This is a genomic window from Faecalimicrobium dakarense (assembly GCF_000499525.1).
Taxonomy (GTDB): Bacteria; Bacillota; Clostridia; order Peptostreptococcales; family Peptostreptococcaceae; genus Faecalimicrobium; species Faecalimicrobium dakarense.
The window spans coordinates 1-16544 of sequence record NZ_HG529379.1; the positions used below are offsets into that span (position 1 = coordinate 1).

12 protein-coding genes and 1 pseudogene are annotated in these 16544 nt (G+C 29.7%); all 13 read left to right on the top strand.

What is annotated here, in order from left to right; translation table 11 throughout:
• The first annotated feature begins 158 nt into the window (after positions 1–158).
• The 13 genes and pseudogenes from pfkA to clpX all read left to right on the top strand — a co-directional run bounded on the left by pfkA (position 159) and on the right by clpX (position 16358).
• Positions 159–1119, top strand: a pseudogene (pfkA, locus tag BN899_RS12700) (6-phosphofructokinase).
• Positions 1120–1137: 18 nt separating this feature from the next.
• Entirely contained in the window at positions 1138–2898 is a 1761-nt protein-coding gene (gene pyk / locus BN899_RS12705) for a pyruvate kinase (protein ID WP_042275956.1), read from the top strand.
• 199 nt (positions 2899–3097) lie between these two features.
• Positions 3098–4690 carry a sodium-dependent transporter gene (locus BN899_RS12710; RefSeq protein ID WP_042275959.1) on the top strand — a complete coding sequence of 531 codons (1593 nt, stop codon included), beginning with the start codon at positions 3098–3100 and terminating at the stop codon, positions 4688–4690.
• Between the two features lie 235 nt (positions 4691–4925).
• Positions 4926–5618, top strand: a complete 693-nt coding sequence (locus tag BN899_RS12715) for a hypothetical protein (protein WP_042275962.1) — start codon at positions 4926–4928, stop codon at positions 5616–5618.
• A 79-nt stretch (positions 5619–5697) separates the two neighbouring features.
• A complete protein-coding gene (rlmD, locus tag BN899_RS12720) occupies positions 5698–7059 on the top strand; it encodes a 23S rRNA (uracil(1939)-C(5))-methyltransferase RlmD (protein ID WP_042275965.1) in 1362 nt (453 codons plus the stop codon).
• A 178-nt stretch (positions 7060–7237) separates the two neighbouring features.
• Positions 7238–7558, top strand: coding sequence for a (2Fe-2S)-binding protein (locus BN899_RS12725; protein ID WP_042275969.1), 321 nt, complete (start codon positions 7238–7240; stop codon positions 7556–7558).
• A gap of 292 nt (positions 7559–7850) precedes the next feature.
• Positions 7851–8786: a phosphoglycerate dehydrogenase gene (locus tag BN899_RS12730; RefSeq protein WP_042275972.1), complete on the top strand. Its 936-nt coding sequence runs from the start codon at positions 7851–7853 to the stop codon at positions 8784–8786.
• A gap of 173 nt (positions 8787–8959) precedes the next feature.
• Positions 8960–10984 (top strand): NAD-dependent DNA ligase LigA, encoded by a 2025-nt coding sequence (ligA, locus tag BN899_RS12735; protein WP_052356850.1) that lies wholly within the window; start codon positions 8960–8962, stop codon positions 10982–10984.
• 195 nt (positions 10985–11179) lie between these two features.
• Positions 11180–12529: a ribonuclease PH gene (gene rph / locus BN899_RS12740; RefSeq protein ID WP_042275978.1), complete on the top strand. Its 1350-nt coding sequence runs from the start codon at positions 11180–11182 to the stop codon at positions 12527–12529.
• Positions 12529–12999, top strand: a complete 471-nt coding sequence (locus BN899_RS12745) for a metallophosphoesterase (RefSeq protein WP_042275981.1) — start codon at positions 12529–12531, stop codon at positions 12997–12999. The genes rph and BN899_RS12745 overlap by 1 nt, the downstream gene beginning before the upstream one ends.
• A 145-nt stretch (positions 13000–13144) precedes the next feature.
• Positions 13145–14431, top strand: a complete 1287-nt coding sequence (gene tig / locus BN899_RS12750) for a trigger factor (RefSeq protein WP_042275984.1) — start codon at positions 13145–13147, stop codon at positions 14429–14431.
• A 74-nt stretch (positions 14432–14505) separates the two neighbouring features.
• The gene (clpP, locus tag BN899_RS12755) at positions 14506–15096 is read left to right on the top strand and encodes an ATP-dependent Clp endopeptidase proteolytic subunit ClpP (protein WP_042275987.1); all 591 of its coding nucleotides are present in this window, start codon (positions 14506–14508) and stop codon (positions 15094–15096) included.
• Between the two features lie 14 nt (positions 15097–15110).
• The gene (gene clpX / locus BN899_RS12760) at positions 15111–16358 is read left to right on the top strand and encodes an ATP-dependent Clp protease ATP-binding subunit ClpX (RefSeq protein ID WP_042275989.1); all 1248 of its coding nucleotides are present in this window, start codon (positions 15111–15113) and stop codon (positions 16356–16358) included.
• Positions 16359–16544: the final 186 nt, after the last annotated feature.

A 16544-nucleotide genomic window follows, 5' to 3' on the forward strand; every position in this document is an offset into this window, starting at 1 on the left:
TTATATAATAATATGAAAAAGTTTTTCAGATTATGGTATAATATGAAAAAATGGATATTTTAACAGTTCTAATTTTTTTATCTTTGATGGGATAAAAATTAATAGGGGGACATAAAAAGACCCTATGTTACTAAAATAGATAATTAGGAGGTAACACTATGAAAACTATAGGAATATTGACAAGTGGAGGAGATGCTCCAGGAATGAATGCAGCTATTAGAGCTGTAGTAAGATCTGCAATATACTATGGATGTAAAGTATACGGAATTAACAGAGGATACAAAGGATTAATAGAAGAGGATATAAAAGAAATGAATTTATCCTCTGTTGGAGATATTATACATAGAGGTGGAACTATACTAAAATCTTCTAGATGTGAAGAATTTAAAACAGAAGAAGGAAGATTATTAGGGGTAAAAGTGCTAAAAAAAATATGGAATAGACTGTTTAGTTGTTATAGGTGGAGATGGATCATTTAATGGAGCATTAAAATTAAGTGAATTAGGATTCCCAGCGATAGGTCTTCCAGGAACTATAGATAATGATTTAGCTTATACAGACTATACAATAGGATTTGATACAGCTATGAATACTGTTATAGATGCTATAGGTAAAATAAGGGATACATCTTCATCTCATGAAAGGGTTAACATAGTAGAAGTAATGGGTAGACACTGTGGAGATTTAGCTTTATATGCAGGTCTTGCAGGTGGAGCGGAAACTATAATAGTACCAGAAGTAGATTTCAAAGTAGAAGATGTATGTAATAGATTAAAAACTACTCAAAAAAGAGGTAAGAGACATAGTATTATAGTATTAGCTGAAGGTGTAGGAAATGCACAAGATTTAGGAAGAGAAATAGTTGAAGATACAGGAGCAGACCTAAGAGTTACTGTTTTAGGACATGTACAAAGAGGTGGAAGCCCAACTGCATTTGACAGAATACTAGCTAGTAGAATGGGAGTTAGAGCAGTAGAATTACTTTTAGATGGAAAAGCTGCAAAGGTAGTAGGTATAAAAGATAATAAGATAATTGATATGGAAATAAATGAAGCTTTAGCAATGAATAGAGATTTTGATAAAAATACTTATGAAATGGCAAAAATACTATCTATATAATAATAGGAGGGTAAATATATGTTAAAGAATATGAAGAGGACTAAAATAGTTTGTACATTAGGACCAGCATCAGATAAAGAGGAAACCTTAACTCAATTAGTTGAAAATGGGTTAAACGTTTGTAGATTCAACTTTTCACATGGTTCTCATGAAGAACACAAGGGGAGATTAGATCTTGCTAAAAAAGTTAGAGAAAAGTTAAATCAACCAGTAGCTCTTTTATTAGATACTAAAGGACCTGAAATAAGAACTGGAAACTTTGATCAACCAGAAGTCCTTTTAGAAGAAGGTCACAAATTCACTATAACTATGAAAGACGTTATGGGAACTAAAGAAATGTGTACAGTAAGTTATAAAGAACTTGTAAATGATGTTCAATCAGGGGATACTATATTAATCGATGATGGATTAGTTGGACTTAGAGTTCAAGAAGTAAATGGTGATGATATCGTTTGTTTAGTTGAAAATTCAGGAATAGTTAAAAATCATAAGGGTGTAAACGTACCTGGTGTAAAAATAAACTTACCAGCTATAACACCTAAAGATAGAAGTGATATAGAATTTGGTATAAGCCAAGGAATAGATTATATAGCAGCATCATTCGTAAGAAAAGCATCAGACGTATTAGCTATAAGAGAAATATTAGAAGAAAATAATGCTACAGACATACAAATAATATCTAAAATAGAAAACCAAGAGGGTGTAGATAATTTAGATGAAATATTAAAAGTTTCTGACGGTATAATGGTTGCTAGGGGAGACTTAGGTGTTGAAATACCTACGGAAGAAATTCCAATAGTTCAAAAAATGATGATAAAAAAATGTAATGAATTAGCAAAACCTGTAATAACTGCTACTCAAATGCTTGACTCTATGATTAGAAACCCAAGACCTACTAGAGCAGAAGTTACAGATGTTGCAAATGCTATATATGATGGAACAGATGCAATAATGCTATCAGGAGAAACTGCTGCAGGTAAATATCCAGTAGAAGCTGTTAAAACTATGGCTACAATAGCTAAGAGAACAGAAGAAACGCTAGACTATGATGCTATATTAAAAGCAAACGGAAAAAATAATAATACAGTTACAGATGCAATAAGTCATGCAACTTGTACAACAGCAGTAGATTTAAATGCATCTTCAATAATAACTTCAACTTCTTCAGGATATACTGCAAGAATGGTTTCTAAATTTAGACCTAAGTGTCCAATAATAGCAACTACAAATGATGAAAAAATAATGAGAAGATTAGCTCTTACTTGGGGAGTATATTCTATTAAATCATCAGAAGCAGGAAATACAGATGAAGTTATAGAAAATTCTATAGAAGCAGCTAAAGAAGCTAAATATATAAATAATGGAGAATTAGTAGTTATAACTGCTGGAGTACCAGTTGGTGTAAGCGGAACTACTAACCTAATAAAAGTACATGTAATAAGTGAAGAAATGACTCAAGGTATAGGTGTAGGATCTAAAACTGCAGAAGGTAAGGTTCGTATAATCAAGAGTGGAGAAGGGTGTAAAGATTTTAATGAAGGAGATATATTAGTTACTACTATGACTGATATAGAAATGAATCCTTATATAGAAAAATCATCTGCTATAGTAACACAAGACGGCGGAATGACTTCTCATGCAGCGATAGTAGGATTAAATTTAGATAAGCCTGTTATAGTATCTGCAACAAACATAACTAACTTAGTAAAAGATGGTGAAGTAGTAACTGTTGATGCAGCAAGAGGTGTGGTATACAGAGGTTCTACGAGAGTATTATAAAATAATATATTTTTCAGAAAATTCAAAAAAATAACTTGAAAATAATATAATATGATGCTACTATATCTTATAAGTAGTATAAATGACCACTAAGTTCAAAAATGCTTAGTGGTTCTTTTATAAAATAAATAGTCAGAAAATTCAAACTATAAAAATAAACGAGTTAGTTTGGATACGTAAAAAAGAGGAGGGAGAGTTAATGACGGAAGGTAGAGAGAACTGGGGTTCAAAAATAGGTCTTATATTAGCGATGGCAGGTAATGCTGTTGGATTGGGGAATTTCTGGAGGTTCCCATACGTAGCTGCTTCGAATGGTGGAGGAGCGTTTATGATACCATACTTCTTTGCACTAATAGTTATAGGTATACCTGTAATGTTAGTAGAATGGAGTATAGGCCGTTATGGTGGCAAGCATGGTCATGGTACTTTAGGGCCAATGATGTATTTACAAGCAAAACAGGCTATGAAACCAAAAAAAGCAATTATAGTTGGAGCGTTATGTGGAATGATAGCTTTTGGGGTTACGATATTAGTTAACTCTTATTACAATCACATAATAGGATGGTCATTAGGATTTGCATTTAATTCTCTTACAGGAGGATATAATGCGGACCCAGGTGGTTTCTTTGGGTCATATATACAAGATCCGAAGAATTTGATATTCTGGGTTATATCATTACTTTTCTTAGCTATTGCAGTAATGAAAGGGATACAAAAAGGTATAGAATCTTGGGCTAAGGTAATGATGCCTGTACTTTATGTATTCGGTATAATACTTGGAATTAGAGCATTAACTTTAGGCTCACCTGTTAATCCTGATTGGAGTTCATTAGCAGGACTTAATTTTATATGGAATCCAGATTTTAGCCAATTATCGTGGGGTTCTGCAATAGCGGCAGCAGGTCAAATATTCTTCACACTATCTTTAGGAATGGGTATAATTCACAATTATGCTTCATACCTACAACCAGATGAAGATATAGTAACTGCATCTGTAGCAACAGTATCATTAAATGAATTTGCAGAAGTAATATTAGGAGGAACTGCGGTTATACCTATAGCGTATGCATTTTTAGGACCAGAAGGTATAAAGGGAAGTATAGGTTTAGCATTTATGGCACTACCAAATGTATTTAGCACAATGACTGGTGGAGGAATATTTGGAGCTATGTGGTTCCTATTATTATTCTTTGCTGGTATAACATCTGCTATAGCAATGTATAATTATTTAGTTGCATTATTAGAAGAAGATGCTGGAATAGAAAGAAAAAAAGGTGCTTGGATAGTATTTATTGGATATTTAATAGTTGGAGCTCCTATAGCATTAGAATCAATATTAACTAAAAGTGCAAACTTGATATACTTTACAGAAGTTGATAACTGGATAGGTAACTATTTATTAATAGTTTTAGGATTAATAGAAATAATAGTAATTGGATGGTGCGTTAAAGATAAAGCACTTAATGAAATGAATAGAGGTGGATTATGGAAGGTTCCTAAATGGTTCTTTAGATTGTTCCATCAGTTCTTAACTCCAATTACAATAATAACATTCTTGGTATTCTTTACAAGAGATTATTGGATCGCTGGTAATTTTAAAGTAGTACCTAGTTATATAGCTCAAATACCAGAATTCGCTGTTTGGGTTAATTTAGGTAGAGCTGTAGTATTTGGAGTACTATTAATAGGATTTATACAATCATATAGATCAATAAAGAAAAAATATAAAAATGAAATAGAATCCAATGAAGTTAAAGATAAGGAAAAAATAAGTAAACTCCACAAAGATTAGGAGGGTGATTATATGACAGGTGCAGCATGGGCATTTATGGGGACTATATGGGTTACTATATTTGTCTGTATAGGAATATCAATGAGAAAAATAGTAAAAGATCAAGGCTAAATTCATAAAAACCCTACTTAAAACAGGTAGGGTTTTTTATATAAAAGTAGTTATAAAATATTTTTTAAATTTTCTGATAAAAATATACGGAGTATAGTATTATATATTTAAAGGGGGGATTTGAATGAATTCAAATTTAGTTATGACTACAATAAGTCAGTTAAAACTAGAAATAGGAAAATCTAAAATCATAAAAGATAATAAAAAACAAAAATATAAATCTGATTTAACTAAGATATATGATAAATATGATAATATTAATGTACCAGATAATATGAAAAATCAATATAATCAATTAAATTCAAAAGGAATAGAACTTATAAAAGATGTAAGGTCGTCAAAAGATAAAAATAAGTTAGAAACGAATATAGAGGTTTATATAAGGTACTTAAAAGCATCATTATGTGACTTTGAAGGCAAGACTAATTATTTAAGAAAATACATAACGAGCTTTTTATTTAGTGCAATATTATTCTTAGCACTTTCACCTCAATTTTATGGATTTATACTTCCAATATTATTTTTCTTACCTATCTATTTAGGGTTAAAAGGTGTGAAGAAAAGAACTATAACAGGATTTTATATGACAATGAGTTTAGTACCAATTGCATTAATGACATCTTTTACATGGATAAGATATGGTATAAATGTAAAGATAGATTATCAAGGAGCAGTTAAGGCAATTGTGGACAGTGGAGTAGCTCAAGGATTAGCAGAAAAATTAGTATATATAGGGCCGCTATTTGGATGTGTATTGCTAATATTTGCATGTTTACAGCTGTATAGAGGATATAAAAGTAGAGATTTATTCATATAAGGGCTTTATAAGCTCTTATTTTTTTGGTAAAATTAATTCTTGAAGATTTTTTTAAAATACATGTACGGAGGACGAACCTATGCTTCAAAAACAAAAAGAATATATAGTAGATATAGTGGATATAGGTCAAGGTGGAGTTGGAATAGGTAAATGTGATGGATTTACTGTTTTTGTAGATGGTGGATTAATACAAGATAAGATAAAGGTTAAAATAAATAAATCTAAAAAGAACTATGCAGTAGGAGATATAGTTGAAATAATAGAAAAATCACCCTTTAGAGTAGAAAGAGCTTGTAGTGATAGCCTTAAAGATTGTGGAGGATGTCAAATACAAGAATTAGACTACAAAAACCAGCTTGATATAAAAACTAATGAGGTAAAACAAGTTATAACTAGAATCGGAAAATTAGATAATGTTTTAATACATGATACCATGGGAATGGATGAGCCTTTAAGATATAGAAATAAAGCGCAGTTCCCTATTCAAAAAGTAAGTGGTGTACCAGTAATAGGTTTTTATAAGAAAAAAAGTCATGACATAATACCAACAGATAAATGTGTAATACAGCATGAAGTAAATGATAAGATTGTTAAAATTATAAAAACATATATAAGTGCATATGATGTGAGTATCTATGATGAAAAGTCTCATGCAGGAGTTCTTAGACATTTAGTTACTAAAATAGGATTTACAACTAATGAGGTTATGGTAGTACTAGTTGCAAAAGAAAATAAATTACCACATTTAGATGAATTAGTATCAGTTCTTAGAGAGAATGTACCAGGTTTTAAAACTCTAGTGGTTAATGTTAATAAAGAGAGAACTAATGTAATATTAGGAAAAGAAAATATAGTTGTAGTTGGAGAAGGAAAAATAAATGATTATATAGGAGATTTAGTATTTGAGATATCGCCTTTATCATTTTTCCAAGTGAATCCTGTACAAACGGAAGTTTTATATAATAAAGCATTAGAGTATGCTGATTTAAAAGAAAATGACACTGTATTTGATATATACTGTGGAATAGGGTCTATATCTTTATTCCTAGCTCAAAAGGCTAGCAAAGTATATGGTATAGAAATAGTAGAAGATGCAATCAAAGATGCTAAAATAAATGCTAAGTTAAATAATTTAGATAATGTAGAGTTCTATGTAGGTAAAGCAGAAGAAGTTGTACCTAAAATGTATAAAGAAGGAAAAACAGCTAATGTAGTGGTAGTTGACCCTCCAAGAAAGGGATGTGATGAGAAAGTATTAGATACAATAATATCTATGAAGCCAGATAGAGTTGTATATGTTTCTTGTAATCCATCAACTTTAGCGAGAGATTTAAACTATTTAGATGAGCGCGGATATAAATGCACAGAAATTCAACCAGTAGATATGTTCCCGCATACTATGCATGTTGAATGTGTTGCTAAGTTAGTAAAAAAAGATTAATTCAAATAATTTTTAAATAAAAAAGTACTATCAAAAAAATTTAGTAGTACTTTTTTATTTAGAAAATTTTATATTTATTGAGTAAAATAAAATTACTGTTAACAATATGAGTGTTTAATTTATGGGTATATTTGGTATAATGTATGTAAATAAATTTAATTAACTAAGGAGAATGAAAATGGCTGGAGATAAAACAATTTGTTTTTGTAAAAATGTAAGTTATATAGACATAAGAAAGGCAATGATAGCTGGAGCTCGTACTGTAGATGAAATAAAGGAAATGACAGGAGCTGGAACTGGTTGTGGAAGATGCATACCAGAAATAGAAAAAATATTAGCATCAGTTTGTGGATGTAAGGGTGTTTCTCTTGAAACTGTAGTTAATGCAGTTAAAGATGGAGCTGATACAACTGATAAAGTTGCAGAAGTAACAGGAGCAGGTTCTGGTTGCGGAAGATGTAAAGCTTTAGTTCAAAATATAATAGATACTAAAAAATAATAAAATAAAAATAAAACTAGTTATTTTCAAGTTGAAATTAGCTAGTTTTATTTTATGCAATAAATCTGATAGAAAATATTTCTAATATACAAATTAATATTAAATAAATAAATAATCTAAAAGTGGATAAAATACTATTAAATAAATGTATATAACACCTCGTCATTTTGACATCATAGTCTTTATACATTTATATTAAAATAGATTAAGTTCTCCAAATTTTGGAGGACTTTTTAATTTTATATTAAAATATCTATATATAGTAGGATATTTTAATTGGAGGAGATTATAAATGAAAGTTCTATTTACACATAATTATGGGGAAGAAAAATTCCAAAAAATTAGAGAGCTGGGATATGAAGTTACGTATTATAAAGAAAATAAAATTCAAAATAATGAAGATACAGATTCATCAGATGTATTAGTAACATATAATCCATTTAAAACATTAGATATATCAAAAATTAAAAATTTGAAATATATACAAACCTCTAGTGTAGGTATAGATCAAGTTCCAAAAGAAGAGGTAACAAAGAGAGATATAGTTGTAGCAAATAATAAAGGAGCGTATAGTATACCTATTAGTGAATGGATAGTAATGTATATACTACAAATTTATAAAAATAGTATGAAGTTATATTCTAATCAGCAAAATAAAAAATGGCAAATCAATTTTGATTTACTTGAATTATATGATAAGAGGGTTGGATTTATAGGAACTGGTACAATAGCAACGGAAGCAGCTAAAAGATTAAAAGGCTTTGGAGTAAAAGTATGGGGTGTAAATACAAAAGGAACTGATAAAGAGTATTTTGACAGATGTTTTTCTAGTGAAAATATGGATGATGTATTTAAAGAATGCGATGTAATTGTATCTACTATACCAGCTACTAAAGATACTATAGGCATGATTAATAAGGATAAATTTTCAACTATGAAAGAAAAATCAATCTTTATAAATGTTGGAAGAGGTAATATAGTTAATGAAAGTGATTTAATAGATTTTATAGAAAAATTTAGAGGAGTAGCACTAGATGTTTTTGAAAAAGAACCATTAAGTGAAGATAGTAAGCTATGGGATTTTGAAAATGTAATAATAACACCTCATAATTCATGGATATCAGATAAAGATACAGAAAGAACATTTAATGTTATCTATAATAATTTAAAAAATTATATAGAAAATAAACCTTTAAATAATGTTGTTGATATATTAAAAGGGTATTAAAATAAAAAATGTCTATTAAGCTACCGAATTTTAAGGTAGCTTTTGTTATAATACTAAGATAGAATACTTTTTATTAAATGATATACTAAAAATATATTAAATTCATAAAAAGGGAATAATACTACAGCGTTATATCATTAGTGAAGTGAATTTTTTTAAGAGGTGAGATAAAAATGAATATTGAAAATAAAATAGATGAACTAATAAGCTTAATAAACTATCATAATGAAAAATATTATAATCAAGATGCTCCAGAAATATCTGATGCAGAATATGATAATTTAATGAAAGAACTAATAAAACTAGAAGAAGAAAACCCAAATTTAAAAAGGGTAGATTCTCCAAGTAATAGAGTCGGAGGAAAGGCTTTAGATAAGTTTGATCAAATAGTACATAAAATACCTATGTTAAGTTTATCAAATGCATATTCAGGTCAAGACTTAAAAGATTTTGATAAAAGAGTAAGAGACATGGCAGGTTCAGATGTAGAGTATGTAGTCGAATTTAAAATAGATGGATTATCTGTAGGAATAACTTACAATGATGGAGAATTTGAAAAAGGTGCAACTAGAGGTAATGGAGTAGTTGGAGAAGATATTTCTCAAAATTTAATGACAGTAAAAAGTATACCTTTAAGGATAAAAGAGGATAATGAAATAGTAGTAAGAGGAGAAGTTTATATATCAAAAGAGAACTTCCAAAAGATAAATGAACAACAAGAAAATTTAGGACTTGCTCTTTATGCAAATCCAAGAAATCTTGCAGCAGGTTCATTAAGACAGCTAGACCCAAAATTAACAGCAAAAAGACCATTAGATATATTTGTTTTCAACCTTGAATATGGTCAAAATTTAAAATTTGAAAGCCATAGTGAATCTCTAGAATTTTTAAGTGATTTAGGATTTTCAGTTAGTCCAAGCTATAAGGTATTTAAAAGTATAGATGATGTAATAGAACATATTGAATACTGGACTGAAAATAGAGGAAACCTAGACTTTGAGATAGATGGAATGGTTATAAAAGTTAATAACCTTAAACAAAGAGAAACTATGGGATATACTGCAAAAAGTCCAAGATGGGCAATAGCGTATAAATTCCCAGCAGAAAAGAAAAAAACAAAGATTTTAGACATAATAGTAGAGGTAGGTAGAACAGGAACTATAACACCGACTGCAGTGCTTGAGCCAGTAAGACTTGCTGGAACTAGTGTGAGTAGAGCAACATTACATAATGAAGATTACATAAGAGAAAAAGATATTAGAATAAATGACACTGTTTTAGTTCAAAAAGCAGGAGACATAATACCACAAGTTATAGAAGTGGTAAAAGAAGAGCGTAATGGAGAAGAAATAGGGTTCAATATGCCTAATAACTGTCCAGTATGTTTTGAGCCAACAGTTAGACTAGAAGGGGAAGCTGCTGTAAAGTGTATAAATATGTCCTGTCCTGCTCAAATAAGAAGAGGGATTATTCACTTTGTATCAAGAGATGCAATGAATATAGATGGATTAGGAGAATCTATAATAACATTATTATTAAATGAGAAAATAATAGAAGATGTTTCAGACTTATATAGTATAAAGAAAGAAGATGTAATTAATCTAGAAAGAATGGGAGATAAATCAGCAAATAATCTAATTAAATCAATAAAAAAATCAAAAGAAAATGATTTATGGAGATTAATAAACGGATTAGGAATAAAATTTGTTGGAGTTAAGGGTGCAAAGATACTTGCTAAAAACTTTAAAGATATAGATGAAATTATGAACGCATCAGAAGAAGAATTAGTTAATTTAGAAGAATTTGGAGGAACTATGGCTAATAGTGTTGTAGAGTTCTTTAAAGAAGATAAAAATATAAATGTAATAGAAAAGCTTAAAAAAGCTAGTGTTAATACTAAAACTATAGAAGATAAAAACTCTAATGTACCTAAAATATTTGAAGGCATGAAAATAGTATTAACAGGAACTTTACCAACACTAAAAAGAAATGATGCTAAAGAAATGATAGAAGCTAGAGGAGCAAAAGCAACTTCTAGTGTTAGTAAATCAACAACATTTGTACTAGCAGGAGAAGAAGCTGGTTCTAAGTTAACAAAAGCTAATGAATTAGGAATTAAGGTTGTTGATGAGGCTACATTTATAGAACTTTCAAGTTTAAGTTCTAAAGAAGAAGTAGAAAGTAAATTATTATTATAATAATTTACTTAAATGATAAATTTAGACTTTATACATGCAAAATTTAAGATAAATTAAGTTTATATAGATATGTTTGAATGTAGAAAAATACTTAAAACTTGTGTTAATATTATTAATAGATAAGATAAAATTTCCAAAAAATATAATATTGATGATTCAATAATATTTTGAAATAGATTTAAGGAAGGATTAAAAATGACTAGAATTGATAATAGAAAAAATGACCAAATAAGAGATATAAAAATTACAAGAGATTATACTAGATATGCAGAAGGCTCTGTTCTTATAGAAATGGGAGAAACTAAGGTAATATGTACAGCTTCAATAGAAGATAAAGTACCACCTTTCTTAAGAAATACTGGAACAGGATGGATAAATGCAGAATACTCTATGTTACCTAGATCTACTCATCAAAGAAAAATAAGAGAATCATCTAGAGGAAAAGTTGATGGTAGAACTCAAGAAATACAAAGATTAATAGGTAGAGCTATAAGATCGGTAATAGATTTAGATAAAATAGGAGAAAGAACTATTTGGGTCGATTGTGACGTAATTCAAGCTGATGGAGGAACAAGAACAGCATCTATAACAGGTGCATTTGTTGCTGTAGTAGATGCATTAAATAAACTACATAAATCAAAAGGAATAAAAGAAATACCAGTTAGAAACTTTGTATCAGCTATAAGTGTAGGTATAGTAAATGGAGAACATGTGCTTGATTTATGTTATGAAGAAGATTCTAATGCACAAGTAGATATGAATATAATAATGACTGATAAAGGTGAATTTGTTGAAGTTCAAGGAACTGGAGAAGAAAGACCTTTCTCAAGAAAAGACTTAGATGCACTTTTAGAGCTTGGAGAAAAAGGAAATAAAGAACTAATAAAGGCTCAAAGAACTGCACTAGGAGAAATAGCAGATGAAATATTAGGTATGGAATATGGAGATGAAGTAGTTATAGCTACTAATAATGCTCATAAATTAGAAGAAATAGGATCAATATTAGAAGATTTTGATTACACAATATATTCATTAAAAGATGTAGACTTAGGTGGTATAGAAATAGTTGAAGACGGTAAAACATTTGAACATAATGCACTTATAAAAGCTAGAACTATAGCAAAACTTACTAATAAAATATCAATATCAGATGATTCAGGTTTAGAAGTTGATGCTATAGGTAAAAAACCTGGAGTTTATTCTGCTAGATATGCAGGAGAAAATGCGACAGATGAAGAAAATAGAGAAAAATTAGTAAAAGCATTAAATAATGTACCTATGAGTAAGAGAACTGCAAGATTTGTATCAGCAATAGCAGTAGTATTTCCTGATGGGAAAGAATTTGTTGTTAGGGGAACTTGTGAAGGTAGCATAGGATTTGAAGAAAAAGGAAAGAATGGATTTGGATATGATCCATTATTTATAGTAGATGGTTATAATAAAACTTTTGGAGAAATACCAGCTACAATAAAAAATTCTATAAGTCATAGAGCTAATGCTTTAAAATTAATGAAAAATGAGTTTAATAAAAGGGTATCAAGATAATGAAAGTTGGAGTAGTAAGTGACACACATATGATGAAAAAGTTCATTGATAAAACTATACCATACCTTAAAGAATGTGATTTAATAATTCATGCAGGAGATAATTTTTCTGATTCTAAATATATACATGCAGAAACCAAAGTACCTATTATGGCAGTAAAAGGAAATTGTGATTTTGATAATGTAGAAGAAGAATTAGTATTTGATATAGAAGACAAAAAAATATTTTTATGCCATGGAGATAGATATGCAGTAAAATACGGTATTGATATGTTAGAATCAAGAGCAAAGGATGTGAATGCTAATATAGTAGTATTTGGTCACACTCATGTACCTTTATATGTAGAAAAAGATGAAATAGTTTATATAAATCCAGGAAGTGTATCTCTTCCTAGAGAAGTAGATTATAGAAGTTTTTCTATACTTAATATAGAAAATGGGAATATAAATATAGAAAAAATAAAAATATAATAAGGCTTGCATAACCTTTAGAATCAAGGCAAAGACTTGTAAATAAAAAAAGTTATGTGCTATAATTAAAGAGTTAAACTATAAGTAGAATGGATTATAATTCCATACGAAAATTATTACATAATGATATAGGAGGATTAATTCAATGAAGGCAGAATTAATTAAGAAAGAAGGTAACAAGGTTACTTTAAAAATAACTGTAGATAATAATAAATTTGAAGCAGCGGTAACAAAAGCTTACAATAAAAATAAAGGTAAGTACAATATACCAGGATTTAGAAAAGGTAAAGCTCCAAAGGTTGTTATAGAGACTCAATACGGTAAAGGAGTATTCTATAATGATGCTATAGAATTATTATTCCCAGAGGTTTACCCAACTGCTCTAGATGAGTTAAATATAGATCCAATAGATAGACCAGACTTAGATGTTGAAGAAATAAGCAAAGATAACGGATTAGTAATGGTTGTTAATGTTGAAGTTAGACCTGAGTTTGAATTAGGGGCTTACAAAGGTATAGAAGTAGCTAAAGTTGATAATACTGTAACTGAAGAAGAAGTAAAATTCGAGTTAGAAGAAATGGTAAATAAAAACGCTAGATTAGTAAGTGTTGAAGATAAAGCTTTAGAAAATGGAGATACAGCTGTTATAGACTTCGAAGGATTTGAAAGCGGTGTAGCTTTCGAAGGTGGAAAAGGTGAGAACTATAGCTTAGTTATAGGTTCTAACTCTTTCATACCAGGATTTGAAGATCAATTAGTTGGTAAAAAAGCTGGAGAAGAAGTTGAAGTAAATGTTACTTTCCCAGAAGAATACCATGCAGAAAACTTAGCTGGTAAAGCTGTAGTATTCAACGTAAAAGTAAATGATGTAAAAGTTAAAGAATTAGCAGAGTTAGATGATGAATTTGCTAAAGATACAAGTGAATTCGATACATTAGCTGAATTAAGAGCAGATGTAAGAGCTAAGTTAGAAAAAGATGCTCAAAATAAAGCTGATGCAGAGATGAGAAATGCTATAGTTGATAAAGCTGCTGCAAATACAGAAGTAGAAATACCTGCTGTTATGGTAGAACACCAAATAGATAACATGTTAATGGAACTTAACTACCAATTACAATATCAAGGATTAAACTTACAACAATTATTATCAATGACTGGTAGAGATATAGCTGAATTAAGAGAAGAAAGAAGAGCTGATGCAGAGAAATTAGTTAAATCTTCTTTAGTATTAGAAGCTATAGCTAAAGCAGAAAATATAGAAGTAAGTGATGAAGATTTTAATGCTGAGTTAGAAAAAATGGCAGCTATGTACAACATGGAAGCTGACAAATTAAAGTCTTCTTTAAGAGAAAATGATATAGAAGATATAAAAGGTCAAGTAAAAATAAGAAAGACAATAGACTTATTAGTTGACAACGCAACAATAGCTTAATTTTTTTACAGTAGCCTAATTAGGCTACTGTAAATTATATATAGAAATAGAAAGATATAGAGGGGGTATGATATATGGCATTAGTACCTACAGTTGTAGAGCAAACAGGAAGAGGAGAAAGGTCTTACGATATATATTCTAGACTATTAAAAGATAGAATCATATTTCTAGGAGATGAAGTAAATGATGTTACAGCAGGGCTTGTAGTAGCTCAGTTGTTATTTTTAGAAGCTGAAGACCCAGACAAGGATATACATTTATATATAAACTCACCAGGTGGTAGCGTAACTGCAGGAATGGCTATTTATGATACTATGCAATACATCAAACCTGATGTAAGTACTATATGTATAGGCCTAGCTGCTTCAATGGGAGCATTCTTGTTAACAGCAGGGGCAAAAGGAAAGAGATTTGCATTACCTAACAGTGAAATAATGATACATCAACCTTTAGGTGGAGCGAAAGGTCAAGCAACAGATGTAGAGATACATGCTAAATGGTTGCTAAAAACTAAAGATAAATTAAATAAGATACTAGCCGAAAGAAGCGGTCAGCCATTAGAAAATATCCAAAGAGATACTGATCGTGATAACTTTATGAGCGCAAATGAAGCTAAAGAATATGGTTTAATTGATGAAGTAATCACACAAAAAGACCGTGGATAGGAAGAGGTGTTAATATGTCAAAATACGAAGAAAAAAGACAGTTAAAATGTTCATTCTGCGGTAAAAATCAAGACCAAGTAAGAAGATTAATTGCAGGTCCAAATGTTTATATATGTGATGAATGTGTGGAACTTTGTGATGAAATTATTCAAGAGGAAATAGAAGAAGCTGTAGAAGAGGATACAACATCATTACCAAAACCTAAGGAAATGATGGAAATATTAAATGATTATGTAATAGGTCAAGAAAAAGCTAAAAAAGCTTTATCAGTAGCTGTATATAACCATTACAAGAGAATCTATAGTAAGAAATCAACATCAAAAGATGTAGAGATACAAAAGAGTAATATACTTTTACTTGGACCAACAGGTTCAGGAAAAACTTTATTAGCTCAAACTTTAGCAAAAACTCTTAATGTACCTTTTGCAATGGCAGATGCTACATCTTTAACAGAGGCAGGATATGTTGGTGAAGACGTTGAAAATATTCTTTTAAAACTTATCCAAGCAGCTGATTTTGATATAGAAAAAGCTGAAAGAGGTATAATCTATATAGATGAAATCGATAAAATTGCTAGAAAATCAGAAAATCCATCTATAACTAGAGATGTTAGTGGTGAAGGAGTTCAACAAGCTCTTTTAAAAATATTAGAAGGTACAGTTGCTAATGTTCCACCACAAGGTGGTAGAAAACATCCTCACCAAGAATTCTTAAAAATAGATACTACTAATGTATTATTTATACTAGGTGGAGCTTTCGATGGAATAGAAAAAATAATCCAAAAACGTGGTGGAGAAAAAACACTTGGATTTGGAGCTAAAATAGAGAGTAAAAAAGAAATTGATTTAGGTAAAATATATGCTCAAGTTTTACCAGAAGACTTACTAAAATTCGGTATAATACCAGAGTTTATAGGAAGAATTCCAGTTGTAGCAACTTTAGAATTATTAGATGAAGATGCTTTAATGAGAATATTACAAGAGCCTAAAAATGCCATAATCAAACAATACAAAAAATTACTAGAATTAGACGATGTTACTCTAGAGTTTGAAGAAGATGCTCTTCGTGCTATAGCTAAAAAAGCTATAGATAGAAATACAGGGGCGAGAGGACTTAGAAGTATAGTAGAAAATACTATGATGGAAAGTATGTTTGAAGTTCCTTCTAGAGATGATATTAAGAAAGTTGTAGTAACTAAAGAAGCTGTAGATGATGGTGAACAACCAATTATAGTACTTAAAGATGAAGAAGAAAGTGCATAATATTAAAAAGGAGCTTTAAAAGCTCCTTTTTATATTTAAAAACACAGAAGTCAATTTGACTTCTTTTTTAAATTTAAAAATATTAAGCAGCAGATATATATTTGATCAACGCGAATTTTGATTTAAAGCTAAATCTTAAGGTATAATGAATATTATATAACTATAAAGTATATAAACGAGTATATT

Excerpts from the sequence above, each read along its gene's own strand:
- pyk (WP_042275956.1), top strand. The coding sequence starts at position 1,138 with ATGTTAAAGAATATGAAGAGGACTAAAATAGTTTGTACATTAGGACCA.
- BN899_RS12710 (WP_042275959.1), top strand. The coding sequence starts at position 3,098 with ATGACGGAAGGTAGAGAGAACTGGGGTTCAAAAATAGGTCTTATATTA.
- BN899_RS12715 (WP_042275962.1), top strand. The coding sequence starts at position 4,926 with ATGAATTCAAATTTAGTTATGACTACAATAAGTCAGTTAAAACTAGAA.
- rlmD (WP_042275965.1), top strand. The coding sequence starts at position 5,698 with ATGCTTCAAAAACAAAAAGAATATATAGTAGATATAGTGGATATAGGT.
- BN899_RS12725 (WP_042275969.1), top strand. The coding sequence starts at position 7,238 with ATGGCTGGAGATAAAACAATTTGTTTTTGTAAAAATGTAAGTTATATA.
- BN899_RS12730 (WP_042275972.1), top strand. The coding sequence starts at position 7,851 with ATGAAAGTTCTATTTACACATAATTATGGGGAAGAAAAATTCCAAAAA.
- ligA (WP_052356850.1), top strand. The coding sequence starts at position 8,960 with ATGAATATTGAAAATAAAATAGATGAACTAATAAGCTTAATAAACTAT.
- rph (WP_042275978.1), top strand. The coding sequence starts at position 11,180 with ATGACTAGAATTGATAATAGAAAAAATGACCAAATAAGAGATATAAAA.
- BN899_RS12745 (WP_042275981.1), top strand. The coding sequence starts at position 12,529 with ATGAAAGTTGGAGTAGTAAGTGACACACATATGATGAAAAAGTTCATT.
- tig (WP_042275984.1), top strand. The coding sequence starts at position 13,145 with ATGAAGGCAGAATTAATTAAGAAAGAAGGTAACAAGGTTACTTTAAAA.
- clpP (WP_042275987.1), top strand. The coding sequence starts at position 14,506 with ATGGCATTAGTACCTACAGTTGTAGAGCAAACAGGAAGAGGAGAAAGG.
- clpX (WP_042275989.1), top strand. The coding sequence starts at position 15,111 with ATGTCAAAATACGAAGAAAAAAGACAGTTAAAATGTTCATTCTGCGGT.